The sequence below is a fragment of the Vibrio alfacsensis genome, assembly GCF_019670485.1.
Classification (GTDB): Bacteria; Pseudomonadota; Gammaproteobacteria; order Enterobacterales; family Vibrionaceae; genus Vibrio; species Vibrio alfacsensis.
In genome coordinates this window covers 126,082-152,059 of sequence record NZ_AP024168.1, presented here as the reverse complement: position 1 = coordinate 152,059, position 25,978 = coordinate 126,082, and the positions used below count along the sequence as shown (strand labels likewise).

General features: G+C 44.3%; 23 protein-coding genes. 17 read left to right on the top strand and 6 right to left on the bottom strand.

Going from position 1 to position 25,978, the window contains the following annotated elements; all coding sequences use genetic code 11:
* The first annotated feature begins 51 nt into the window (after positions 1 to 51).
* From VA249_RS23690 to VA249_RS23670, 5 genes are all read left to right on the top strand, one after another.
* Entirely contained in the window at positions 52 to 531 is a 480-nt protein-coding gene (locus tag VA249_RS23690) for a P-loop nucleotide/nucleoside kinase family protein (RefSeq protein WP_221072417.1), read from the top strand.
* 214 nt (positions 532 to 745) lie between these two features.
* Positions 746 to 1,492 carry an Npun_F0296 family exosortase-dependent surface protein gene (locus tag VA249_RS23685; RefSeq protein WP_221072415.1) on the top strand — a complete coding sequence of 249 codons (747 nt, stop codon included), beginning with the start codon at positions 746 to 748 and terminating at the stop codon, positions 1,490 to 1,492.
* Between the two features lie 178 nt (positions 1,493 to 1,670).
* On the top strand, positions 1,671 to 2,420 hold the full coding sequence (locus tag VA249_RS23680; RefSeq protein WP_221072413.1) for an electron transfer flavoprotein subunit beta/FixA family protein: 750 nt from the start codon (positions 1,671 to 1,673) through the stop codon (positions 2,418 to 2,420).
* Positions 2,421 to 2,429: 9 nt separating this feature from the next.
* Positions 2,430 to 3,389, top strand: a complete 960-nt coding sequence (locus VA249_RS23675; RefSeq protein ID WP_221072411.1) for an electron transfer flavoprotein subunit alpha/FixB family protein — start codon at positions 2,430 to 2,432, stop codon at positions 3,387 to 3,389.
* A gap of 75 nt (positions 3,390 to 3,464) precedes the next feature.
* Entirely contained in the window at positions 3,465 to 4,628 is a 1,164-nt protein-coding gene (locus VA249_RS23670) for a helix-turn-helix transcriptional regulator (RefSeq protein ID WP_317984259.1), read from the top strand.
* A gap of 170 nt (positions 4,629 to 4,798) precedes the next feature.
* On the opposite strand, the gene VA249_RS23665 is transcribed toward VA249_RS23670, so the two are convergent.
* Positions 4,799 to 5,575 carry an enoyl-CoA hydratase gene (locus tag VA249_RS23665; RefSeq protein WP_221072408.1) on the bottom strand — a complete coding sequence of 259 codons (777 nt, stop codon included), beginning with the start codon at positions 5,573 to 5,575 and terminating at the stop codon, positions 4,799 to 4,801.
* Between the two features lie 145 nt (positions 5,576 to 5,720).
* Between VA249_RS23665 and VA249_RS23660 the strand changes: the two genes are divergently transcribed.
* Genes VA249_RS23660 through VA249_RS23625 form a run of 8 tightly spaced genes read left to right on the top strand, consistent with a single transcriptional unit; the run spans position 5,721 to position 13,735 of the window.
* The gene (locus VA249_RS23660; RefSeq protein ID WP_221072407.1) at positions 5,721 to 6,485 is read left to right on the top strand and encodes an SDR family oxidoreductase; all 765 of its coding nucleotides are present in this window, start codon (positions 5,721 to 5,723) and stop codon (positions 6,483 to 6,485) included.
* A 39-nt stretch (positions 6,486 to 6,524) separates the two neighbouring features.
* On the top strand, positions 6,525 to 7,496 hold the full coding sequence (locus tag VA249_RS23655) for an OB-fold domain-containing protein (protein ID WP_221072405.1): 972 nt from the start codon (positions 6,525 to 6,527) through the stop codon (positions 7,494 to 7,496).
* The gene (locus VA249_RS23650) at positions 7,496 to 8,605 is read left to right on the top strand and encodes an acyl-CoA dehydrogenase family protein (protein WP_221072404.1); all 1,110 of its coding nucleotides are present in this window, start codon (positions 7,496 to 7,498) and stop codon (positions 8,603 to 8,605) included. Before VA249_RS23655 ends, VA249_RS23650 begins: the two co-directional genes overlap by 1 nt.
* Positions 8,586 to 9,008: a MaoC family dehydratase gene (locus VA249_RS23645; RefSeq protein ID WP_128813593.1), complete on the top strand. Its 423-nt coding sequence runs from the start codon at positions 8,586 to 8,588 to the stop codon at positions 9,006 to 9,008. Before VA249_RS23650 ends, VA249_RS23645 begins: the two co-directional genes overlap by 20 nt.
* 11 nt (positions 9,009 to 9,019) lie before the next feature.
* Complete coding sequence (locus VA249_RS23640) at positions 9,020 to 10,195, top strand: lipid-transfer protein (RefSeq protein ID WP_221072401.1); 1,176 nt, start codon at positions 9,020 to 9,022, stop codon at positions 10,193 to 10,195.
* 8 nt (positions 10,196 to 10,203) lie between these two features.
* Positions 10,204 to 11,370, top strand: a complete 1,167-nt coding sequence (locus VA249_RS23635) for an acyl-CoA dehydrogenase family protein (RefSeq protein ID WP_221072399.1) — start codon at positions 10,204 to 10,206, stop codon at positions 11,368 to 11,370.
* Positions 11,371 to 11,386: 16 nt separating this feature from the next.
* Positions 11,387 to 12,595, top strand: a complete 1,209-nt coding sequence (locus VA249_RS23630) for an acyl-CoA dehydrogenase family protein (RefSeq protein WP_221072397.1) — start codon at positions 11,387 to 11,389, stop codon at positions 12,593 to 12,595.
* Positions 12,596 to 12,607: 12 nt separating this feature from the next.
* Complete coding sequence (locus VA249_RS23625; protein WP_221072395.1) at positions 12,608 to 13,735, top strand: acyl-CoA dehydrogenase family protein; 1,128 nt, start codon at positions 12,608 to 12,610, stop codon at positions 13,733 to 13,735.
* 129 nt (positions 13,736 to 13,864) lie between these two features.
* On the opposite strand, the gene VA249_RS23620 is transcribed toward VA249_RS23625, so the two are convergent.
* The 3 genes from VA249_RS23620 to cysD all read right to left on the bottom strand — a co-directional run bounded on the left by VA249_RS23620 (position 13,865) and on the right by cysD (position 18,059).
* Positions 13,865 to 15,589, bottom strand: a complete 1,725-nt coding sequence (locus VA249_RS23620) for an SLC13 family permease (RefSeq protein WP_221072393.1) — start codon at positions 15,587 to 15,589, stop codon at positions 13,865 to 13,867.
* A gap of 64 nt (positions 15,590 to 15,653) precedes the next feature.
* The gene (gene cysN / locus VA249_RS23615) at positions 15,654 to 17,105 is read right to left on the bottom strand and encodes a sulfate adenylyltransferase subunit CysN (RefSeq protein ID WP_221072391.1); all 1,452 of its coding nucleotides are present in this window, start codon (positions 17,103 to 17,105) and stop codon (positions 15,654 to 15,656) included.
* Positions 17,106 to 17,150: 45 nt separating this feature from the next.
* Entirely contained in the window at positions 17,151 to 18,059 is a 909-nt protein-coding gene (gene cysD / locus VA249_RS23610) for a sulfate adenylyltransferase subunit CysD (protein ID WP_221072389.1), read from the bottom strand.
* A gap of 556 nt (positions 18,060 to 18,615) precedes the next feature.
* On the opposite strand from cysD, the gene VA249_RS23605 reads away from it, so the two are divergent.
* The 4 genes from VA249_RS23605 to VA249_RS23590 all read left to right on the top strand — a co-directional run bounded on the left by VA249_RS23605 (position 18,616) and on the right by VA249_RS23590 (position 24,191).
* Positions 18,616 to 21,516 carry a PEP-utilizing enzyme gene (locus VA249_RS23605; protein ID WP_225927160.1) on the top strand — a complete coding sequence of 967 codons (2,901 nt, stop codon included), beginning with the start codon at positions 18,616 to 18,618 and terminating at the stop codon, positions 21,514 to 21,516.
* Positions 21,513 to 22,142: a gamma-glutamyl-gamma-aminobutyrate hydrolase family protein gene (locus VA249_RS23600; protein WP_221072386.1), complete on the top strand. Its 630-nt coding sequence runs from the start codon at positions 21,513 to 21,515 to the stop codon at positions 22,140 to 22,142. Before VA249_RS23605 ends, VA249_RS23600 begins: the two co-directional genes overlap by 4 nt.
* Positions 22,139 to 22,918: a phosphocholine cytidylyltransferase family protein gene (locus VA249_RS23595; RefSeq protein ID WP_221072385.1), complete on the top strand. Its 780-nt coding sequence runs from the start codon at positions 22,139 to 22,141 to the stop codon at positions 22,916 to 22,918. Before VA249_RS23600 ends, VA249_RS23595 begins: the two co-directional genes overlap by 4 nt.
* A 190-nt stretch (positions 22,919 to 23,108) precedes the next feature.
* A complete protein-coding gene (locus VA249_RS23590) occupies positions 23,109 to 24,191 on the top strand; it encodes a CDP-glycerol glycerophosphotransferase family protein (protein ID WP_221072384.1) in 1,083 nt (360 codons plus the stop codon).
* Positions 24,192 to 24,217: 26 nt separating this feature from the next.
* Here VA249_RS23590 and VA249_RS23585 read toward each other — a convergent pair whose 3' ends face one another.
* The gene (locus tag VA249_RS23585) at positions 24,218 to 24,832 is read right to left on the bottom strand and encodes a 3'-5' exonuclease (protein WP_221072383.1); all 615 of its coding nucleotides are present in this window, start codon (positions 24,830 to 24,832) and stop codon (positions 24,218 to 24,220) included.
* 125 nt (positions 24,833 to 24,957) lie between these two features.
* Complete coding sequence (locus VA249_RS23580; RefSeq protein ID WP_221072382.1) at positions 24,958 to 25,971, bottom strand: glycosyltransferase; 1,014 nt, start codon at positions 25,969 to 25,971, stop codon at positions 24,958 to 24,960.
* Between the last annotated feature and the right edge of the window lie 7 nt (positions 25,972 to 25,978).

The following is a 25,978-nucleotide window of genomic DNA, read 5'->3' as shown; positions in this document are numbered from 1 at the left end:
TGTTTTTACTGTCGCATCATTTTAAAAGCGTGGAAAATGAAAGAGAACAATATGACTAAAATCTACTTCGTATGCGGTTTTATTGGGTCGGGAAAAACAACCTATTCCAAAACCTTGGCCGAACAGAAAGGCGCTTTCCGATTCTCTATTGATGAGTGGATGATTCCTTTGTATGGCGAACATATGGAGCGAGAAGTGTTTGATCGTCGGTTGTCGACGCTGCAAGACTTGTTTAAGGAATCTGCTTTACAACTTTTCGCTCTTAATATCCCTGTTATTTTTGACTTTGGATTTTGGCGAAAAACGGATAGAGATACTTTTACTGATTGGGCCTCAGAGATGGGGATTGATAGTGAAATCCATTATTTGGATGTTTCTTTTGATATTTGTAGGCAGAGAGCATTGGCGCGCAATTCCGAGTTAGGTGGAAAATCGTATGAAATGACACCTGAAATGATAGCGCTATTTTGGTCTTGGTTTGAAGCTCCCACAGCAGACGAAAGTGTCCTTTTGATTCATCAACCACAATGAACTTAACGTTACTTAGCTCTACTGCTTGTCTTTTTATCTTTTCACAATCGATTGTCACAATGAGAGTTAAATTGAGAGAAGTGATGTTTTTACTGACTCATTGCGAACTGTTGTAATATTTTTACCAAAATTTCAATCGCTTAATCTTGGTGCGATGAGTGGCATATCATTTGCGTTGTTTCAGAAAGTAAATCAATGTTCATAGGATGGAACGATGCACTTATTGAAACTCATCTCATTATTAATCACGTTTTTATTTTTTGCACCTGTTCAGGCAGGGCTTATTTTTACGATTGACTCACCCGGAGTCCAACGTTCACAAGTGGACGGCACTAAACTCGTTGAAACTTTCGACGATTGGTCAAGAGGTAACATTTCTTCGGATCAAAGCGCTGACTTTGGCACCTATTATATTCAAGGCACACCCAAGATTCTTTCTGCTCGACTATGGGGAGGTGCCGATGGTATCGGAAATTATTTGTTTGTGAGCCCTAGGAATAATTCTGCAGTGACGCTCGAGTTTGATAATCCTGTTGGTTACTTTGGCTTTTGGTGGAGTGCAGGTGATCGTGGCAACTTGCTACAGGTGAATACACTCTCGAACGTATACGATTTCACAACACAAACCATTTTTGAGTCAATCGACGATTTAACCCCTTACAATGGCAACCCAACGAACAATTTTTTAGGGCAGAATGGTTCAGAACCTTATGGTTTCATCAACATTTTTGCTGAGTCAGATGCTTTTAAAATTGAGTCGATTCGATTTTACGGTTCGAACTTCGAAACGGACAATCATACGACGATTAGTGACATTCAAGATCCTACCGGAATCGTCATTACAGCGGTTTCTGAGCCTTCAAGTTGGGCAATATTTGGGCTCTCTTTATTACCTATTCTCTACATTTCACGTCGTCGTCAGTCGCTGGCAAAAGGTACGATTAATAAAAGAGCAACATAATGCCGTTGTCAGCCCTATTATCCCATCGATGTGAAACTTTTAACGCTAGTCTCAATGGACGATGTTTAATGCGTTACTTTTTCTTACGCTTGCTGAAACTTAGGGAAAACCCGATACATCGATGATCGCCATTAGTGAGTTGAATTATCGATGCCAAGTAATAGTGAGGGAGTAACACATGAAGATTCTGGTTCCCATCAAACGTGTCGTCGATCATAACGTTAAAGTAAGAGTAAAATCAGACGGCTCTGGCGTTGATCTTGATAACGTTAAAATGTCGATAAACCCATTTGATGAAATTGCTATTGAAGAAGCGGTTCGACTTAAAGAAGCTGGCACTGCTTCTGAGGTTGTTGTGGTGAGTGTTGGTAGCCAAGGTTGTCAGGATATCATCCGCACGGCACTTGCAGTGGGTGCTGATCGAGGTATCCATGTTCTTGCTGAAGATGGTATTGAGCCACTAGCGATAGCGAAAACCCTAAAAGCCGTTGTAGAGCAGGAACTGCCAAAGCTGTTGTTGCTTGGTAAGCAAGCGATTGATGATGATAGTAATCAAACCGGCCAAATGCTGGCGGCGTTACTTAAATGGCCACAGGGCACGTTTGCGTCAGAAGTTCGTGTAGAAGACGAGCAACTGACAGTAACAAGAGAAGTTGATGCTGGTTTAGAAGTATTGACGATGCCGATGCCTGCCGTGGTGACTTGTGATTTACGATTGAATGAGCCTCGCTATGCGTCTTTGCCAAATATTATGAAAGCCAAGCGTAAACCGATCGATTGTATCGAAATCGACAGTTTAGGTATTGATACGACTCCTAGGTTCAAAGCGGTGGCATATACCGTTCCTGAGCAGAGAAAAGGGGGAGTAATGGTGTCAAGCGTGGATGAGCTAATCGAAAAGCTGAAGAATGAAGCAAAGGTGCTTTAGGGGGAAATTATGAAAATACTAGTTGTCGCAGAACACCTTAATAATCAGCTCGTGAGTGCAACATGTAATGCAGTTGGTGCAGCTCAGAAATTGGCAAGCTTTACGGAAGATTCGACCATAGACTTACTTGTCGCTGGATATCAGTGCGAAGACGTTGCCCAACAATGCCGTCAAATATCCGGTGTAAATCGCGTACTACAAGCAGATGCAAAACATTATGTTGGCTTAGTGGCGGAAAATGTTGCAGAACTGGTGGTCGAGCTAGTTGAATCAGAACGCTATGACGCGGTTATCTGTGCAAGTTCAACGTTTGGTAAAAATGTCTCGCCTCGCATTTCCGCACTTCTTGATATAGCTCAAGTTTCAGACGTTATTAGTATTGAAAGTGTTGGCATATATCAGAGACACATATACACTAGTAACATATTGTTAACATTAGAATCAAAAGAAAATATTCAGATCTTAACCGTTAGAACGACTGCGTTCGAGAAAGCAGCCATGGAAGGTGAGGCTGAGTTAGTAAGTATTGCAGCTGGAGCAGACTTAGGTCTTGTGCAGTTTGTGAAGACAGAATTAGTTGAATCCGATCGTCCAGATCTCAACACTGCGTCAGTCGTGGTATCCGGGGGAAGAGGGCTTGGTAGTGATCAAAATTACCGCACTCTTTTAGAGCCACTTGCTGACAAACTGGGTGCAGCGCTTGGCGCTTCACGCGCTGCAGTGGACGCTGGCTATGTACCTAATGATTATCAAGTGGGGCAAACTGGCAAAATTGTAGCACCTGAGCTTTATATAGCTGTGGGGATTTCTGGCGCCATTCAACATCTTGCAGGGATGAGCGATTCCAAAGTCATAGTAGCCATCAATAAAGATCCTGATGCGCCCATTTTTCAGTTTGCTGATTACGGTCTTGAAGGGGACTTATTTACCGTGGTGCCTGAACTCACGGAGTGTCTTGCTCAGTCATAGTGCGATCCGCAGTAAATCATTACTGCGGGTTCCTACCCTTGAATAATTAGTATAACGGAGGGTATTTTGGCGGACGTGTCTTTTAACCTAAATCAATACAGCGGATTGATTGAAACCATCTATGATCTCTCACAGAGCAAGTCTGTATGGTATAAGCCGCTGCAAGCTTTGCGTGATTGCTTTGCCGCAAATTACGTTACTTTGATCCTCAAACCGACGTTTGAAGAGGAAGAAGAAGAGCTTGGTCTAATGATTGCGATAGGAAGTGGTATTAGTGCAGAGAAGAAAGTCCAGTATCTTCCTTATCGATACCACATTACACCATTTAACAATCAGCAACCCGATACCGTTTTTACCGTCGATGATTTGATGGATGAAGAGGCTTGGGAGCAAAGTACTTATCGAAAGTACTGGTGCGCGAACGTTGGTGTTTATCATGTCATGTCCGTTGATATCGCTACTCGAGATGGTGGCATCGTTAAACTTCGAATTACCAGACCAGAATCTGAACCTAACTTCAGCAATGAAGAAAAAGTATTGTGTCAGATGTTGGTTTCCCACCTTAAGCGTGCTTTAGATATTCATCAGCAACTGGATAGAAGTAATTCCCTTGGCACTATGTATAACGAAGCGATCAGTCGATTATCGATTGCAACGGTTCAAATCGATGAGTCTGGACGGATTTTGGAGCAGAATGTTTTTGCGAATGAATTGTTGACGCAAGAAGATGGGTTGAAGGTTCAGGGCGGCAAGCTGACTGCGCACTACCCAAATGATAATCGCGAGCTGAAACAGTTAATCCAAAACTCTTTTAAAATGGTTCGTGAATCAGACAGGCCGATTCTTCCTGAAGCCATGTCCATTGCGAGACCATCAGGAGAGGTGAACTTAGGCGTGGTGGTTGAAGTCATTCCGTCACCAGCTTGGGAAAACAGCATTGGTCAGGGCAAGGCCGTGGTTTATATTCGAGACTCCGTTGCTAAATCACAAGCAAGCAGTCACGTGGCGAAAAAAATCTTCGGTCTTACAACCGCGGAGACGGCACTGACGCTCGAATTGGCAAATGGCTTGTCTTTAGAAGAAGCGGCAGAAAGGCTCAATATTCGTCGTAACACTGCTCGTGCCCACTTGCGCTCTATTTTTTCAAAGACCGGTGTAAGAAGACAAACTGAATTGGTACGTATTCTTCTAAATAGTGTTGCTCCGCTTGCCTGCAATGACGCTGATGTAGGTATTTAATACTAGCACCTAACACAGCGAATACTAAATCGTTTGTCAATATTTTTTTATACCTCAAGGTACTTTCAAGTAAGCACCTTGAGGTTTTTTGTTTGAGATGGTTTGTTGCTTCTATATAGCCGTCAACCTGCACACAAAAATCATCGGGTTAGAAGTTGACCTTGAAGGTGCTATCTCCCTTTGAACTCCGGGTAGCGCTTTTCTATAAAGGCTTGCATGCCCTCTTTTTGATCGCATGAAGCAAACAGCAATGCATTGGCTTTTCGTTCAATGGCTAATGCGGCATCCAAAGAGGTGTCCATACCTGCGTTAATGACTTCCTTGATTTGTTCTGCGGCAAGTGGGGGCATACGAGCAATTCGCTTTGCCATCGATAGCGCGTGTTCTAGCACATTTTGATCGGCGCATATTTCACTGACTAAACCGGCGATCCATGCTTCGTGGGCGGTGATGGGTTTCCCAGTTAAAGCCATTTGCATCGCTTTGGCTTTACCGACGGCACGAACCAAACGTTGAGTACCACCAATACCCGGCATGATTCCAATGTTAATTTCGGGCTGACAGAATGATGCACTCTCGCCAGCAAGAATGATGTCTGCATGCATCATGAGCTCACAACCGCCACCATAAGCGTATCCGCATACCGCGGCGATAATTGGTTTCGGACAGTCAGCGATCGGAGACCACAATCGCTCGGTGTGACGTTTGTATATGTCAATTGGACTGCAATCGACCATGCTATGGATGTCACCTCCTGCAGCGAAGACTTTCTCTCCTCCGGTTAAAACAATGCACCTCACATCTGGATTTTCAGATAACTGCGCAAAGTGATCGGCTAGCTGTTGTTGAAGCTCAAGACTCAGTGCATTGGTCGCATTTGGTCGATGCAAGGTAAGTTGTGCAACACCCTTGATCGGGTAAGTCAGTAAAACCGGTTTGTCGTCCATCAGAAACTCCTTCTCTTTAGCGCAAATTCTCTATAACTCACCATTTTTTTCATCGTCCATTTAGACGACGAAAGCAGGAGTCAATCCAGTGAAAATACAATCAGGACAGTTCCCTTAGGTGGAACATTGGCAATAGGGAGTGGATATGCAGTTTGATAATCAAGGCAAAACGGTGCTGATCACTGGAGGTACTAAAGGTATTGGTGCAGGAATCGCGCGGTCTTTTCTTAAAAGTGGCGCAAACGTCATTGTTTGTGGTCGCAGAGAGCCAGAGGCGCTTCCAAGTGATGGAGAGCGATGCGCAAGGTTCCTACCCGTTGATGTACGAGATTTAGATTCTATCGACACGCTATTTGCCATTATTCAGGCTGAATATGGCCAATTGGATGTACTCGTCAATAACGCCGGAGGCAGTCCCTTTGCACTGGCAGATAAGGCATCTCCGAGATTTCATGAAAGCATCATCCGTTTAAATTTGATCGCGCCTCTAAATGTCGCTCAGCGAGCCAATGCATTAATGCAATCCCAACAGAGCCAGGGGGTGATCATTTTCATTAGCAGTGTGAGTGCGCTAAGACCATCTCCAGGGACAGCCGCTTATGGTGCTGCCAAGGCGGGTGCTCTGTCGTTGGTGCAATCTCTGGCGGTTGAGTGGGCTCCTAAAGTTCGTATTGCAGCGGTGACTCCTGGATTGGTCGAAACTGAGCAATCTGAACTTCATTATGGCGACGAGGCCGGAATTAAAGCGGTGAGCGAAACAATACCTCTTGGACGAATGGCTCAGCCAAGTGATATCGGTGGGGCTTGTCTGTTTCTCGCTTCAGACCATTGTTTGTATGGCAGCGGTTGCAACCTCGTGCTCCATGGCGGCGGAGAGAAACCCGCTTTCTTATCTGCAGCACAAGCATAAACACAATATTGAGTTGTTTTGAATAGTAGGAGAAAGACATTGGCTGAAAATAACTGGTTAACCCCATTACGTGAAATGGTCGGTAAAGAGTTCGGTCGTATTTATGCGTGGGATGATGTAAACCCAGCGATGGTTAGACAGTGGTGTGAAGTCATGGGAATAAATAACCCTTTGTATACTGATCCTGAGTATGCACTTCGAACTGAGTTTGAGGGACTGGTTGCACCACCGGCAATGCTTCAGAGTTGGTGTCAATCGGGGTTATATCAAAATAATTACCCCCCGGGCTCGACCGATGACAACCCATATGGTGTGTTGAGTTTACTTGAAGAGCAAGGTTATCCATCCGTTGTGGCGGTAAATTCTGAGCTTAGTTTTGATCGTTACCTAAAAATGGGTGAGAAACTGTATTACATCACTCGTTTTGAGCACCTTAGCGAAGAAAAACAAACCGCGTTAGGCACGGGCTTTTTTGTTACCTTGAAGATGACTTATTTCTCCGAACACTCGAGTGGTGACGAGAAAGTCGGCGAGTTACTATTTCGGGTATTTAAATTTAAACCAGCGCAACCCGTTGAAGCGAAGCAAGAAAAAGAATCAGCGATTCCTACTATTAAACGATCGAAACCTGGAATCAGTGATGATACACGCTTTTTCTGGGAGGGGTGTGATGCGCACGAATTGCGAATTCAACATTGTCAATCTTGTCATCAGCTTCAACATCCTCCGGCACCTGTATGCACCCGTTGTCAGTCCTTTGATCTTGACTACAAAGTGGCCAGTGGTAAAGGCGAACTCTATTCTTACGTTGTTATGCATTACCCAGAAATCCCACCTTTTGATTACCCAAATCCAATCGGCTTGATTGAGCTTGAAGAGGGGGTGCGACTAACCGCAGGTTTAGTTGGTATGGATCCAAAAAATATTGCCATTGGTACACCGGTCGAAGTCTGCTTTGAAACCTTCGATGGGGATCTCACGTTACCAATGTTTAAAGTGAAGGAGGCGTAATGGATTTTTCTCTTTCTGATGACCAACGTGCGATTCAAGAACTGGCTCTGTCGGTATTTAGTGATTATTGCACCGACCAGCAACTGTGTTTGTTTGCAGATTCGGACGAATCGCGTATGACGCCTTTATGGCAAACCTGTATTGAGACCGGATTGCATTCTCTGCTCATTCCTGATTCTGTTGGCGGAAGTGGTCTTAAGATGACGGAGTTGATGGTGGTGCTTGAAGCGCAAGGTAAGTCACTTGCAATGGTGCCTTTGTATCGTCATCAATTAGCGGCTGCCGCCATTTGTAATTTCGGCGAGTCGTCGTTAATACCGCTAGCAATTACCGCAGCAGAGGGTGCGAATGTTCTCACTATTGCCAGTTTGAATGAATCACAACTCGTGGCAAAAGTACACGGTGAACAACTTATTTTGTCTGGTCGTGTTGATGCTGTGCCAGAAGCTAGCGCGAGCGAGTGTGCATTGCTTTCGGTCAATATTGATGGAATGAAACGCTTGATCATTGTTGATCTTAGCCTGTCTGAGATTGAACGCTTTGATGGTGTCTTGACGCACGGTGAGTCAGTATCTGACCTAATATTCAATGAAGTATGTATCAATGCGAATCAACTATTGTCTGAGGGAGCCTATGATTGGCTAAGTCCTCGTTTAGTAGCCGCCCAATCTGCCATGATGCTTGGTTTATGCCAGCAACAACTCAAACGAACAGTGGAGTATGTGACAGAACGTCGTCAGTTTGAACGTCAAATTGGTGCATTCCAGGCGGTTCAAATGGCATTGGCTGATTGTCAGATTTCATTGGAGACTCTACGTTCGACTTTGTGGCAGTTGACCTATCGTTTAGATGCTGATCTTCCTGTAAATGCGGAATCAACGTCAACCGCTTGGCACGCATGTGAAGCGGGTCATTTTATTTGCCACAAAACACAACATGTTCACGGTGGGTTTGGTGTCGATATTAGCTCACCGACTTACCTTTTCCTCTATTGGAGCCGCGCACTTTCTCTTGCCCTTGGTGGCAGTAGTGACAACTTAGAGCGCTTAGGCGATTGGTTAGCAGAAAACAATACACTCGGGTGGAAATATGATCTCGAAGAAAAATAATCAAATTAGCGATATTCATGTCGGTGACACGTTGCCTGAACTGAGTATTCCGATCACCGTTGCACTTATTGCTGGCGGTGCTATTGCAACTCGTGACTACTTCTCCGGACATCATGACAAAGACGCAGCGCAAGCGGCAGGTACACCTCACATCTTTATGAATATTCTGACCACGAATGCCTTGGTTCAGCGTTATGTAGAAGAGTGGGCAGGTCTTGGAGCACGCTTGAAAGACCTCAAGATCAAGCTTGGTATGCCTAATTACCCGGGAGACACCATGGTGTTTAACGGAGAAGTTACAAGTATCGACACAGAAATAAATGAAGTGGTCGTGAGTGTTGCTGGTAAAAATAGTATGGGTACTCACGTAAGCGGCACGGTTTCGTTGTCTTTGCAGGAATAGGGAGAGTAAGAATGGATTCGTCAATCAGTGGAAAAGCAGCCATTGTAGGTTTAGGTGCGACTGAATTTTCTAAAAACTCGGGTCGAACAGAGCTACGTTTAGCGATGGAAGCGACACTCGCGGCACTCGAAGATGCCGGTATCTCCCCATCAGAGGTGGATGGCTTTTGTAGCTACTCAGTAGATAAAGTGCCGGAATACGAGCTCGCTCGTCTGTTGGGCTGTGAAAAAGTTACCTTTTTCTCGCAAATTCCTCATGGTGGAGGTGCTGCTTGTGCTCCCATCATGCATGCGGCTATGGCGGTTGCATCGGGCGTCGCGAATACCGTGGTTGTATACCGCGCAATGAACGAGCGTTCTTGGTATCGATTTGGTAGTGGCGATTATGGATTTGGTTCAACGCCTATTTTTGAAAATGTAAATTATGGTTGGTACTTACCTCACGGTTTCCATACGCCTGCCGCTTGGGTTGGCATGTTTGCTCAACGCTACATGCATGAATATGGGGCAACATCAGAAGATTTTGGTCGCGTCGCGGTTGCCGCTCGGGATTTTGCTTCCACGAATCCGAATGCATTCTTTTATGAAAAACCACTGACGTTAGAAGAACATCAAGCCTCACGTTGGATTTGCGAGCCTTTGCATCTATTTGACTGCTGTCAGGAGTCTGATGGTTCGGTAGCAATGGTCATCACTCGAACTGAAGTGGCAAAAACCTTACAAGTGAAACCGGTGATCATTAAAGGTGGTGCGCAAGGTATTGCTGATGGGCAACAATCCATGACGTCTTATTATCGTGATGACATTACGGGGTTACCTGAGATGGGCGTTGTAGCAAAAGAGCTTTATAGCCAATCTGGTTTGACACCAGAAGACTTTCAAACCGCAATCATTTATGACCATTTTACGCCTTTTGTTTTGCCTCAACTTGAAGAGTTTGGTTTTGTACCGAAAGGTCAGGCGAAAGAGTTTATCCGAGCAGGGCATCATGCAAGAGGGGGCAAATTACCGATTAACCCTCACGGTGGCCAAATTGGTGAGGCTTACATCCATGGCATGAATGGTGTGGCGGAGGCTGTCAGACAAGTAAGAGGGACGGCAGTAAACCAAGTTGATGACGTTCAAAACGTACTTGTTACTGCAGGTACCGGAGTGCCAACCAGTGGACTTATTTTAGGTAGCGAGTAGGAGGCAGTATGTTTGTCGATTTAACACCAGAACAGAAAGCGTTGCGCTGCACAATCCGCGATTATTTTTCTACCTTAATGACGCCGGAACTCAAAGCGAGATTACGAGGTGCAGAAAGTGGTACCGAATATCGAGATGTGATTCGTCAAATGGGGAAAGACGGTTGGCTCGCGGTCGGCTGGCCAAAAGAACATGGCGGTCAAGGCTATAGCGCGACGGAACAATTACTGTTTTTTGAAGAAGCGAATATCGCAGGTGCGCCTTTACCTTTTGTCACGATTAGCACGGTAGGTCCTGCGCTAATGACATTTGGTACCGAAGAGCAAAAAGAACGATTTTTACCAGGTATTGCTCGTGGTGATATCCATTTTGCTATTGGTTACTCTGAGCCAAATGCGGGCTCGGATCTGGCAAGCTTACAAACTGTAGCGCGTGATAAAGGTGATCACTTTGTTGTCAATGGCACCAAATTGTGGACCTCTGGCGCGAACGAAGCCGATTTTATCTGGCTAGCCGCTCGTACCGACTCTGAATTGCCTCGCCACAAAGGCATTTCGATTATGATTGTCGATGCGAAATCTGATGGTTTTTCCCATACCCTGATCCCAACCACATCGAATACCACGACATCGACCTACTATGACAATGTCGTGGTGCCTAAATCGATGTTAGTGGGTGAGCTTAATGGTGGTTGGAAATTGATGACCGCACAATTGAACCACGAGAGGCTTGGTCTTGGCTCTTGGTCTGATAAAGTAGTGGCATTGTTTCGCCGAGTATTTTTGTGGGCCAAAACGCCAGATGAGCAAGGTCGGCGAGCGATGGACAAAGCGTGGGTTCGTACTGGGCTTGCTGAATGTTATGCACGCCTTGAAGCCATGCGCATGATCAATTTCCGCATTGCAGCTGAACTAGAGGCAGGTGCACTTGATGCTGCATTAGCATCAACCACCAAAGTCTATGGGTCGGAATCAGCGATTGAGATATTGCGAAAACTTCAAGAGATCACGGGCGCAAATGGTATGGTTCGTCAAGGTTCGGCAGCGTCGTTACTTGAGGGAGAGCTGGAATATGAAGTACGCGCATCGGTGACACTCACGTTTGGTGGTGGGACGAATGAAATTCAACGCGAACTCATAGCGCAGTTGGGGCTTGGGTTGCCTCGCGCTAGATAAATCAAGGAGAGCATGGATGAGCGAGAAAGAAACATTTCGACAGGAAGTCCGAGCATGGCTTGAAGAGAACTGTCCGGCTTCATTGAGAACACCAACCCCAGATGATGAGCTTGTATGGGGCGGCAGCCAGATAACATTTAAAACACAAGACCAACGAGTGTGGTTTGAGCGAATGCGAGATCAAGGTTGGTTTTGCCCGAGCTGGCCAAAAGAGTATGGTGGCGGTGGTCTTGATGCAGCACAAGAGAATATTTTAGAGCAAGAAATTCGTCGTCTTGGTTGCCGACCTGCACAAATAAACCTCGGTATTTGGATGCTAGGTCCAGTGGTATTGAAATATGGAACAGAAGAGCAAAAACATCGCATTCTTACCCCAATGACGAAAGGTGAAGTCCGTTGGTGTCAAGGGTTCAGCGAGCCTAATGCCGGTTCGGATTTAGCGAATATTAGAACAACAGCAAAAGAAGACGGTGATGAATACGTCGTTAATGGCGCTAAAATTTGGACTTCTTATGGCAACAAGAGTGATTGGATGTACGCATTAGTTAGAACCGACAGTTCTGGTTCTAAACATCATGGTATCTCTTTATTACTGATCGATATGCACGCACCTGGCGTCACAGTGTCACCTATCGATTTAATTAGTGGTAAATCATCATTTTGCGAAGTGCATTTTGATGAAGTTCGCGTTCCAAAAGACAATTTGATCGGAGAACAAAATTTAGGTTGGTCATTAGCGAAACAATTATTGCAGCACGAACGTGCGGCGATGTCGAAGTTTGGAGAGTTCAGTTTACCGACGCACTATGACTTATTGGCGTTGAGTAAAGCCTATTTATCGAAAGCACCGTCGATGAAAGCGCCAGCATTACAAGCTCGATTGATTTCTGCCGATATGGAAGAGCAAGCTTACGCACTCACGGTGGCTCGCATGACAGAAGAGGCGCGTTCGGGTATTGATGTAAATGGCACGATGTCGATCATGAAATTGGTCCATACAGAGCAAGAAAAAGTGAAGTTTGAACTTCTCCTCGATGTGATGGGTTATCGCGGTCTCGGTTGGGACGAAAATACATTTACAGAACAGGAATTGGGCGTGACCCGTGCATGGCTCAACAGTTTCACTCAAACCATTGCCGGAGGCTCTTCAGAGATCCAGTTAAATGTCATCGCGAAACGTATCTTGAACTTGCCTGATGCAAGTAAAGTCGATAAGACGCAATAAGGGAGAGGTAGAATGAGCTTAGTATATTCTCAAGATGAGTTGATGTTGCTGGAAAGTGCTGAGGGTTTATTGGGAGAACAGAGCCCAGTTTCTGAGCAACGAGCCCTGCGCGATGCCAATACCGATCAAGCGTATAATGATGAGCTTTGGCAAAGTATGGTTGAAATGGGATGGACGGCGATTCCATTTGCAGAGGAGTATGGCGGTCTAGCCTTTGGTTACAAAGGTCTAGGAGCAGTCTTTACTCAGATTGGTCACAACTTATCGGCATCTCCGCTGTTATCTTCAGTCGTTTTATGTGGTTCTCTCATTGAAAACCTTGGCACAGAATCACAGAAAGATCAGTGGCTGACCGGGGTTATTAGCGGAGACCTCCGTCTTGCGTTGGCATCTGAAGAAAGCCATATCTATGACCCAAAAACGGTCGAGAGTACGCTTAAGCCAACCGCAGACGGCTATGCCCTTAATGGTAAAAAAGTACTCGTTGCGGATGGCGTTGGTGCAGATGGGTATCTTGTTGTCGCCAAATTGAATAGTCAACTTCGTCTTGTTTATGTGTCGGCCAACAGCGCTGGCGTGTCTGTTGACGCCACTAAGTTAGTGGATGCACGAAATATGGCAAAAGTAACGTTTGATGATGTTGTTATTGGAGAGGATGCCGTACTAGGCAATGCGCAGCAAACTTTCTCAGCACTAGAACTGTCACAAGATTTGGCGAATGCATGTTTATCTGCTGAAATCTTTGGTGCAAGTGAGGCGCTGTTTAATACGACGTTAGAGTATTTAAAAACACGCAAGCAGTTTGATCAATTCATCGGAAGTTTTCAAGCTCTTCAACATCGTGCCGCTGAGTGTTTTGTTGAGATTGAACTTGCGAAAAGTACCTTGATGAACGCGCTTGCCGCCATTGATGGGGCTGTGGATGACAAATCCAGAACGAAAGCGGTGAGTTTAGCAAAGTGGAAAGTCAATCAAATGGCTGATCTGGTCACTAAAGAGGCCATTCAAATGCACGGTGGAATAGGCGTGACGGATGAACTGGATGTTGGCTTGTACCTTAAGCGAATCCGTGTCGCACAAATGCACTTAGGTGATGCTGATTATCATCAGATGCGATATCAAGCCTCTTTGGAGGACTAGGCATTTGAAATGAATCGCACTGAATGTCATTGAAGTAAGAGTTCGATGTTTAGTGCTGCTAAGAGGCGTCATTTAATATCCCCCTGCTTTATACAATAAGCAGGGTTTGTTATTTCTGTATCAAAGAGACTAAAACGGAAAAAAGACAGGGATCAAGGTGAGTACTAAGATCGAGTACACAATCGAGATTGGTACACCCATGCGAATGTAATCGGATAACTTGTAGTTGCCTACACTATAGACAAGTAAGTTGGTTTGATAGCCATATGGAGAAATAAAGCTAGCGCTTGCGCCAAATAGGACCGCCATGATGAAAGGCATAGGGTCTACCCCATAACCCACGGCCATGCTGTAAGCGATGGGAAAACTGAGTGCGGCGGCCGCATTATTGGTGACTAATTCAGTCAAAATTAGTGTCATCAAATAGGTAGCAACCAAAGCACCAAACACACCTGAACCATTGAATGTATTGATGAAGAGAGAGCCCATTTGCTCTGAAAGCCCCGACGTTATCATCCATTGGGCGATGGAAAGTGCTGACCCTACAATCATGACGATATCCGTTGGGAAACGTCGTTTTAGATCTGCGATGTGAATAATATCAAAGGCGGTCAATGCGATGAGATAGAGTGCGAGTCCTTTGATTATTGGTACAAGATCGAGCAAGGTTAATGCGATAACAGTAGCAAAACCTAGGAGTACTCCCGTTGATGTTTTTGCGTCCAAGCGCGTACCGGCGTCAAGATCACTCACCATCATGAATTCTTTTCTATGCGCTTTACGCTCGGACTCAAAGCGTTTGCCAGGCAGCAATATCAATGTATCTCCTGCTTCTAGAGTGATATTACCAAGTCCTCCGTCTAAGCGCTCATGACCCCGCCGAATCGCTACCACGGCAGCGTCAAATCGGTCTCGAAATCTGCTTTCTTTTAGCGTTTGTTGGCATATAGAGGCAGAAGAGCTAACGAAAACCTCGATAAAGTTTTGGCCGTTGACGCTTTGGTTGCCAAAGAGTGTTAAACCTGGAATATCTTGTAACGTGGCGACACTGTCCACTTCGCCACAAAAGAGTAATCGGTCATTTGCCTGCAGCACAAAATCAGGGCCAATCGATGGCATACTGACGCCATTACGCACGACTTCGGCCAAAAAGAGCTTTCGCAGTGCGCGTAGTTTATTTTCGCTGATTGTGCGTCCGACTAAATTGGAATTTGGTTCAACTCGAGCTTCTAAAAAGTAGGGCAGTTCACCATGACCCTGATCATCATAATTAGGGAGTAAGTAACTAAGAGGGATCAACACTAATACTCCACCAACGAGAATACAAAGGCCAATGAGTGTCGGAGTGAAAAACGTTAGGCTAGGCAATCCTGCATCTTCTACAAAGCTGTTGATGATTAAATTCGTTGATGTTCCGATGAGTGTCAGCGTTCCTCCAAAAATGGCCGCGTAAGAGAGAGGAATAAGAAGTTTTGACGGGGCGTGCTGTTGATTGCGTTTTATTGCACCGAGCATAGAAACCACGACAGCGGTGTTGTTGGTGAATGAAGAAAGTAGCGCTGTCGAAATGCTCATCTTTGCAATGACATGACCAAGACGTCCCTCAGAGATGTTGCGACTGACCCAACTGATTAACAGCGTTTTCTCAAGCGCACAGGACACAAGAATGAGCATAACCAAGGTTAATAAAGACGGGTTGGTAAAGTTGTTAGCAATCGTTTTTAGCTCAACCATCCCTGTCATAAATGCAATAAAAGCGGCACCCGTAAAGATATAACTTGGCTTTATTTTTGTTACAAGCAGGCAAGTAATGATGCCGAATAATATGGCGAGTACGAATCCTTGTTCCCACATTGTTCTTCCTTAGAAGCCAGCGCTCGAACACATCAACGCTAACTGATTCAGCGTTTAAATTGATTTACTTTTTTGGTAGTTCACGGATGTCTTTGGCTCCCCAATGAGGGAAGTGTTTACGAATTAGTGCATTGAGTTCGAGTTCAAATGATGAAAAATGATGTTCTGGGTGATGAGTTGAACTGACGGTTTTCAGTGTTGAGGCGAGGCAAGCTTTTATCATTCCTGCACCGACTGTGACGTTGGTTAATGGGTCGATAACAATGAAGCCTCCCGTATCCGCACATTCTTGATAGCTATCGATAGGCAAGTCATCAGAGAATTCCCATTCACATAAACCTATTCCATTCAATGGTAACTCTCTTGTTTGATGTTGGGATAGATTATTGATGTCGTACTGATAATGGATATCGGTAACGCGACCGTTCGTTTTTTTGCCTGCAATTTTGATGTAGTAGTTTCGGTCAGTGGCAAGTGGCTGTTCAGTCATCCAAACGACGTTAGCGACGAGTCGGTTACTCAGTGTGATGTTGGCATGTTCTTTTACCAATAAATCGCCACGGCTAATGTCAATCTCATCATTGAGTGTGACGGTGATGGCTCGGCCTGTGCTTGCTTGTTTGAGGTCGCCATCAAAAGTGACAATACGGGCTATTGAAGATGTCTTCCCTGATGGAAGTACTTTAACCGCGTCCCCAACGTTTAAGGTACCTGAAGATACGGTCCCTGAAAAACCGCGAAAGTCTAAATTCGGACGGTTTACATATTGTATTGGTAGGCGAAAATTTGTTTCCGTCTTCACTTGGTGAATGTCGACACTTTCTAGTAGATCTAACAGCGCTGGCCCATCGAACCAAGATAAGCGATTATTTTTCAGAACGACGTTGTCTCCCTCAAGCGCAGAGATGGGAATAATATGGATATTGGTTTGTCCGTTTAGGTGTTTTGAAAAGGCGAGGTAATCATCGCGAATAGCCTCAAAGCATGGTTGGGAGTATTCGACTAAGTCCATCTTATTGATAGCAACCACAAAGTGCTTAATCCCAAGCAGGTTCGCGATAAATGAATGACGTCGGGTTTGGTCGAGCACGCCTGTCCGAGCATCGATAAGGATTACCGCAAGCTCACTGGTTGATGCGCCAGTTGCCATATTCCTTGTATATTGCTCATGGCCTGGTGTATCTGCGATGATGAACTTTCTTTTTTGGGTTGAGAAATAACGATACGCCACATCAATGGTGATTCCTTGTTCTCGTTCAGCTTGCAGGCCGTCTACAAGTAATGCTAAATCTGGCCTTTCTCCTGTCGTCCCGACTCGTTGGCTGTCTGAGCGCACAGCAGCAAGCTGATCTTCATAAATTTGCTTTGAGTCATGAAGCAGCCTCCCGATTAACGTACTTTTGCCGTCATCGACAGACCCACAGGTTATAAACCTAAGCATTGATTTGTATTGATGCTGCTTGAGATAGCCGTCAATACCCAGTTCAGCTAATTGAGTTTCTATCGTGCTATTCATTTACTATCCTTAGATTTCTAGCCTTAGGTTTTTAGCCTTAGACTTTCAGAAATAGCCTTGACGCTTTTTGAGTTCCATTGAGCCAGAGTGATCGTGATCAATGGCTCTTCCTTGGCGCTCGCTTGAGGTTGCAACGAGCATTTCTTCAATGACTTCTGTCAGTGTTTTTGCATTAGATTCAATAGCACCGGTCAGTGGGTAGCAACCTAATGTACGAAAACGTACGCTCCTGTGCTGGATGGATTCACCAGGTTTTAGTTTCATGCGATCGTCGTCAACCATAATGAGCATCCCATCGCGTTCAATGACGGGCCGTTTGTCAGCAAGGTAAAGGGGTACGATCTCGATATCTTCAAGGTAGATGTATTGCCAAATATCAAGTTCAGTCCAGTTTGATAAAGGGAAAACTCGGATACTTTCTCCTTTGTTGACTTGGCCATTATAAGTTTTCCAGAGCTCAGGACGTTGATTCTTTGGATCCCATGTATGATTTTTATCGCGAAATGAATACACGCGTTCTTTGGCTCTAGATTTTTCCTCATCACGCCTTGCTCCGCCAAAAGCCGCATCAAAGCCATATTGATTTAGAGCCTGTTTTAAACCTTGTGTTTTCATGATATCGGTATGCTTCGATGAGCCGTGAACAAAAGGGCTGCACTCCATAGCCAATCCCTCAGGGTTTTTATGGACCAAAAGGTCGAAGCCATATTGTTTGGCAATCCGATCGCGAAAAGCGATCATTTCCTTGAACTTCCAATCAGTGTCCACATGGAGGAGAGGGAATGGAATTTTCCCGGGAAAGAACGCTTTCCTTGCGAGATGTAACATCACCGAAGAGTCTTTCCCGATGGAGTACAGCATCACTGGGTTATCAAATTCAGCAGCGACTTCGCGAATAATATGAATGCTTTCCGCTTCGAGTAGCTGGAGGTGGGTTAGGCGTTGTGGTTCCATACACTTACATTCCTTGTAAAACTTAACGGCTTGGTCACACCATGTAATCAGATAGGCATCATCGATAAATGATTTACTCTGAAATTTACTATTGCCCTTATATAAAGGTGGTTAATAAATATGAAATTGACAAGTCAAAATGTGCGGTATGGTTTTTCAATCACAATTATGTAGTGAGCCTCTTAAAAGCCAAACTCTCCAGAGGTAGCTATGCATAAACATCGTACGTTGTTCTATTTGTTGTGGGCAGTGAGATGTTTTTACGCATAACCGATAAGTTCGTTCTACTATATTACATAGTGTTTTGGAGAAGCTGGGTTATTTAATATTCGATTTGTTTTTTAGGTTGGTAGGCCTTGTCCTTTGGTATCGATGAAAATAGTTATGTCGTGCAAGTGATTCGCTTACTTATCGACTCAGTTCATACCGCACACTGATTAATCTATGGATGGAATTAGGATGGTGGCGAGTGAATGTGTATATATTGGGGGCGGGAGCCCCAAAGCGAGGAAATAAACCTTCTGCATTAATCAACATCTCTGCAAATATGAGGGCAATGGATTGGCAACTTCATAGTTTTGAAAGCATCGCTCAGCCTACTCATCTCTTTTTTTTGGGTGGCTATCAGATAGAGGAAATTGCACAGCAATATCCAGAGCTTAATTTCGTCATCATGCCTGAATGGAAAAGCTCTACGCCACTCGATACTTTTTTATCTGCTCCGCATTTTGACTCATCTTGCATCGTGACTTACGGGGATACGATTTTTAGGCATGAATTTATTAAAGAATTTAGGGAACTAGAATCAGACGTCACGGTGGTAGTGGATTCTCACTGGCTCGACAGATATTACGGTCGAAAAAGAGAAGACATAGAAAAAGCAGAGGTGTTGATAGTCGAGAGTGAACTGTTTGAATTTACAGGTTTGATGTATTTCGGTAAGCGAGCCGTGAGTCTCATTAACCGCCTTTCGGACGAGGAAAAACGCCAACTAATCGGTAAAAAATTACTCGATATTATTCCCGTTCTAGAAACTTATGGTTTGACGATCAATTATCGCGATGTCAACGGAGATTGGACGGAGTTTAATTCTCCCAGAGATATCGCTAATTTTGTTATGGGGACGAAAGCAGACACACTTTCCCGCTTAGAGGGGATGGTTAAAAGTAGCTTTATTGGCGAGCAATACAGCTTTACCGTTGACCAGTGGATAGCGGACTATCGCACGGTATTACATGACATCACGCAGCGCTTTGCCAACAAACGTCTTGTGGTAAGAAGCAGTTCCAAAGGGGAAGATAACTGGGGCAGCTCTAATGCCGGCGGTTTCGATAGTATTCTTGATGTTGATTGCGATGATGCCATACAAGTGAACTCCGCTATCGAAACCGTGATTGATTCTTATGGACCTTCACTAGGGGCTGGAGAGCAAATTCTGATCCAAGAATTTTTGCATGATGTCGTTATGTCTGGGGTGGTATTTACTTGTACTCTGGAATCTGGCGCGCCCTACTATCGGTTTAATTTTGATGATTCGACGCAGTCTACAGAGTCGGTTACTTCTGGGAAAGGTTCGGATTTAAGAACGGTGTTAGTTTGTAAGTATAAGCCAGACATGCTTAGTGATGTAGAGCCCAAGTTAGCTCCCGTATTGAAAGCGGTTCAAGAGCTAGAGTCTCTACTTGGTTTCGATAAGCTAGACATTGAGTTTGCTGTTGACTCCCAGGGAAACGTGCACATATTTCAAGTCCGACCGGTGTTACTAAAAGAAGACGATGCTGAAATCGAACAAGACAAAATCATAGACGCTCTTCAAAGTAGTGTGGCTCGCTTTACTGAATTGCAAGCAAAGCCTCCTTTTGCGTTTGGTGATAAAACGATTTTTGCCAATATGCCCGATTGGAACCCAGCGGAGATCATCAGTACACGACCAAAACCGCTGTCTCTTAGCTTGTACCAATACCTTATCGTCAATGATGTATGGGCCAAGCAAAGAGCCGAATATGGATATAAAGATGTGCGCCCATTGCCGCTAATCGTCAGTTTTGTGGGGCACCCATATGTTGATGTTCGAGCCAGTTTTAGCTCTTTTATTCCGGACTCTGTGCCCGACGAATCTGCAACGAGAATTGTGAATGCTTATATTAATATACTAGGTGAAAACCCAAGCTTTCACGATAAAGTGGAATTTGATATAGCTTTTACAATATGGACGCCGGAGTTTAAGCGTGAGGCTGTGAAAAGGCTGAAACCTTATGGCGTTTTGGAATCGGATTTGTCTCACCTAGAGCAAGGCTTAAAAGTCATTACCCAACGCGCACTTACTCGATTAGATGCGGATATTGCTTCCGTTGCTCACCTTCCTAGTCGACGACAAATATGTCTGGATTCGACTGTCCCTGACTTAGATAAAGCATTTACCTTGCTCGATGATGCCAAGCGCTATGGCACTCTTGCATTTTCTCATGCTGCAAGAGCAGGGTTTGTGGCCCGGACATTACTGAATAGCTTGGTGCAAAGTGGAGGCATATCTAAAGAGCGAAGTTTGCTGTTTATGAGCAGCTTTGACACTGTTGCTGGAGAGTTTGAAAAAGATAAAGCTCGATTCGCGTTGGGTGAATTAACGCTCGGAGAATTGCTGGACTCCTATGGTCACTTAAGGCCAGGAACTTATGAAATTACAACACCCGCTTATTGGGAGAGGCCAGAGCAGTACTTGATACCGAAAGATGCGCATTCTAATCACCAACAAACTGGGGTAGAAATTGAATTCACTGGCTCTGAATTGCACGCCTTGGGGGCTTTACTAGAAGAGTTAGAATCGGTGCTTAGTACTGACGCTTTTGTTGAGTTTTTAATTCGAGCCACACAAGAGCGAGAAAGGGTGAAATTTGAAGTCACCAAGAACCTAAGTAAGGCGTTTGATTGCTTAGTGAAATGGGGACAGAGTGTTGGATTAAGTCGTTCGGAACTGTCTTATTTAACCCATTCTGATATAGAAAGTTTACGCTTAAATCGCATCAACACCATTGATTTGCCAAAACTCGTGAGCCAAAGAAAGGCGGGTTATCAAGTCACTAAGTTGATAGAACTCCCTTCGCTCATTAATGATGTGTCACAGTTTTACTGTTTTGAAAGGCATTCATCGCTGCCCAACTATATTGGTTTAAAAAGCGTGACTGCTGAGGTGGCAATACTCTCGGATGAAAAAACGTATTTTAAAGGAAAAATTGTCATGATCCCTCAAGCTGATCCTGGGTATGACTGGCTTTTTGGGCACGAAATCGCAGGGCTCATTACTCAATTTGGTGGCGCCAATTCACATATGGCGATACGTGCCGCTGAGATTGGTCTACCAGCTGCCATTGGTGTAGGAGAGAAGCTTTATGAAACCCTTCAAGCTTTCCATAAATTGCGTTTGGACTGTTTAGGTCAAACGTTGCGGGCTGTTAAATGAGACGGATCGGCATTACTCAAAGAGTCGATGTTATCGAAAGCTATGGTGAGCGGCGGGATGCGCTTGATCAGCGTTGGTATGAGCTTGTTGTTGCTCTAGGGTGTATGCCAGTGCCCCTTCCCAATATTCCTCGTCATTTGGTCAGGGAACTAATGGATGGGCTTAATCTAGCGGGCGTTATTCTGTCGGGGGGGAACAACATTGCAGAACTGGATTACCATGCCTTGGATATTGCGACAGAGCGAGATGAATTCGAGCGAGCTTTGATTCAATACACAATAGAGACTGATATTCCTCTACTTGGGGTCTGCCGCGGCATGCAATTCATCAATCATCACTTAGGTGGCAGTGTGGTGAGGATTAAAGGACATGTGGCTGTCGAACATGAACTGATCATGTTAAAGCGAGAGTTTGATCTACCTCGAACGGTGAACAGCTTCCACCACTGGGCGATTCCAAGTAATGGCCTTGCACATGGGCTAGTGCCCTTGGCAGCTGACACTCAAGGTAACATTGAAGCATACATGCATAAGGAACGTAATGTCGTCGGGATCATGTGGCACCCGGAACGCGTTAAAACCTTTGATGTACGAGACATTAACTTATTGAAAAGAATCTTTTTATGACAAAAGCATTAATTTTAGCCGCAGGAGAGGGGACGAGACTGCGTCCACTGACGGAGAATAAACCCAAATGTTTGGTCAAGCTAATAGGGAAATCCTTGCTCGAGAGGCAAATAGAGAGCCTGACAAGTCAAGGTATTGAAGATATTCACTTGGTAACGGGGTATTACGCAGAGCAACTTGAAGCCCTTGGGTTTAGTACGAGTCACAATGAAAATTATCATAAAACAAACATGGTAGAGAGCTTGTTCTCTGCCATGACGTTTATTGCGAAATGCAATGAAGATCTGATTATTAGCTATGGTGATATCGTGTATAGCCCGGCTAACTTAAACGCGCTTCTCGCTTCGCAGGCGGATGTCTCACTAATGATCGACAAAAATTGGCATGAGCTTTGGTCACTGAGAATGGAGAATCCGCTTAATGACGTAGAAACATTGGTTTTAGATGACGATGGGTACATCGTCGAACTCGGTAAAAAGCCAGAAAATTATCAGCAAATTCAAGGGCAGTACACGGGGCTTATTAAGATAAGAAAAGATAAAATTGAGGATTTCGTCAAGAGTTATCAAAATTTGGACCGCCGCTCTCTCTATGATGGGAAAGACTTTTACAATATGTACATGACCAGTTTTCTTCAAATCCTTATTAATCAACACTGGAAAATTAAAGCGGTGGAAGTGAACTCTGGTTGGTTAGAGGTTGATTCTATTGATGACTTGAAAGCGTATGAAACTCTCCATGCGAACAATCAGTTAGACGCTTTGTATAAGGTTTGACTTTATGTTGATTGATGCCATTTCGTCAAATTCCGTTGCACGAAAGGTGTGGGATAGAGTTAAGAAGTATCGAACAATGTTAAAGATCTCTGCCTCTAAACCCTATCATTACATGGAAATAAAACGGGTTAGGAAGAAAGTGCGGCAAGGGGGGAGGGTCAATGTTGTTTTTCTCGTACTAGAAAAAAGTATGTGGAAAACGGATTTGCTTTATCAAGCAATGGAAAATCATCCTGCATATTGCCCATCTATCCTAGTTGTACCCCGTTGTAATGCTGATGACATCGAAGCCAATACGAAAAGAACAGAATTACATTTTTTAACCAAAGGTTATCGAGTGAGAATGGTGATGACGGGGAAAGACAGTCACACAGACGATGAACTGCTCGATGATGACATTATTTTTTTTACTCACCCCCATAATGACTCTCTAGAACGGTTTTCAATCGCTCATCTTAGAAATAAGCTCACTTGCTATGTACCTTATTTTGAAATGTTGGATGTGAATTACTCAATTCACTTTAATGGCCCAACGGAAAACTTGGTTTGGAAGTTTTTTCAAATTAATGAACTGCACAAACACATTGCTGAGGAGCATGCTTATAATCGCGGTCGTAATATTGATGTGGTCGGTTACCCTGCAACCGAAGCTTTATACAACGATCAATCTTACGACAACCCTTGGAAGCGCCCGGAGCTGAAGAAAATCATTTTTGCGCCTCATCACAGCATTTCGAATAGCAGCTTTTTGTCTAATTCCACATTCATTGAAAACGCAGATTATCTTAGAGAGTTAGCGATTCGATATTCAGGACGCGTTAATTTTGCTTTTAAGCCTCATCCATTATTGAAAGATAAGCTCTATCGACACCCAGATTGGGGAGTAAAAAAAACGGATGAATACTGGGCATTTTGGTCATCGAAACCAAATCTGCAATTGGAAGAGGGGGAATACGTTGGCTTGTTCAGAGAGTCAGACGCCATGATCCATGATTGCACATCGTTTATTACTGAATATTTGTACACGGGTAAGCCTGCGCTTTACCTCAACCCGTCAATTAGAGATCGCCTAAATGATTACGGCAAGTTAGGGTACGATGCTATCTTAAAAGTCAATGAGCCCGTGGACATTGATATGTTCATTCGCTCAATTATTAATGGTGACAGCGTAACGCAAAATTCCGAGTTACAGGAAAAGCTAAGGCCCGTGCAGTCACCAACGACTCACATTATGCAGATTCTTAATAAAACCTTTCTCGAAACTCGCGGATAATGGATTATCGTTTGAGTAAGAGTGCACTAAGTTCTATTTTTATTGAGCAGCAGATCCACTTTGCCTTTAGCAGTTTTGCTAATGGTTTGCATAAATTGAAAGCTTGGTTTTTCGACCCCGTATTGCTCTAGATCCGCGATCATGCTGAGCCAAAGTTTGGATGTCATTTGCGCGTCGGCTAATGCTCTGTGAAAAACGCCGTCGTTATCGATGCTTTTGTAACGAACTAGCTCACCCAATTTGTGCGAAGGAGCATTTTGAATCAGCCTTCTTGCCACCAGTAAGGAACACGCAAACTCGCCTGTATAACCAAGGCTGATTCTATCGAGTTCTGCATCTAAAAATCGTTTGTCGAACGACGCGTTGTGAGCGATAAGGTTTTCACCTGCAATGAACTCACTAAACGATGCCATCACTTCATCGCAACTCGGTGCTGTTCGTAGCATGTTATTGGTGATACCCGTATAACTTTCAATGAATGAACTCACTCGAAAGCCAGGGTTCATGAGTTGTTGAAAACTATCCACTACCTCACCATTGACTAATTTGACCGCACCAATTTCTATTGCGCGGTCACCCAAATTCGGAGAAAGGCCCGTGGTTTCAAAGTCGAGTACGACGACGGAATTTGCTTGAGGCATGAATTTTTCCAACTAACCGTGTTTCTTACTAAGCCGAATGTTCTATTACATCCGGAGTGTCTAACTAAAGAATGATGTGCGCGAGTATCTTCGAAATCAAGAGAAAAGAAAAGGGAGTAGACTCATTAAGAAAAACTCTCGTCGAAGTAATGCTTTACGTTGGTTTCGAATTGAGATGTCAACTCAAGGTATCGGTGTCGACTGTTTTCCGACATGGTTAGGAAATCTTCTAAAGACATCTTGGTCAGTTTTTGGATTGTGTTCTCAAGATCCGTTTGGTCAATTTTGAAGCCTTTTGCTCGGTATTGATTTTCTCCGTTTCGGCAGCTGACTAGGAATCCGCAACTTGGCGTGACGAGTTCATTCATAGGAGCCCCATCTGTTGTTAACACCACTGCACCAGTAGAAAGCGCCTCAACGATGTAGTGACCAAATCCTTCCATTTCAGATACACAAAGATGCACGCCGTGGCTGTTCATTAGCGTTAGTAAGTCTTCGCCCGTTTGGTTTTGGGTGATTAAGTGAATATTTGCGATATTTCTTGCTGCTTGAATATGATCATCAACAGTAGTTTGTAATGTGAGTGTGGGCCATTCGGGATGTCGTTTCCATGCTTCAATCACAGATAATGTGCCTTTCTTTTCACTTTTCCCAGCAAGGTGCAAATAGCGGTTGAAATCTTTCCCACCTTTGTAGTGATGCCGATCAAGAGAACTAAAGCCTAGGTAGTGGGCTCGTTCTTCCATATCCGAAAACGCGCGCAAAGCATCTTTTGTTTTACAAAGAAGTACAATGCGTTTGTTAGCTAACGTGGTTTTCTCAGTGTGAGAGCGAAACCAGTCCTGATTGGGTATCAAATAGTTCTGAGAAGCAGCCCAAACTAATTTAGATTGCACTTCTTCCATATGAATAAAAACAAGCGTGTTTCCTCGTAATCTTTGCGCGAAAAGCTTAAATAATGCGAGTGCTTTTTGAAATGAACTTTCTTTTCCTAACAACAGGTTTGAGCGGACGTTAGGAAAGGCTTTTCTTAACGCAGACTGAAATACCACGGAGTCATTCTCTAAACCAAGAGAATTGCCACTGAGTATCGCAACATAAATGTTTTGAGCGTGTTTGGTTGTCGGTTTTTTCTTCATTTGTCTC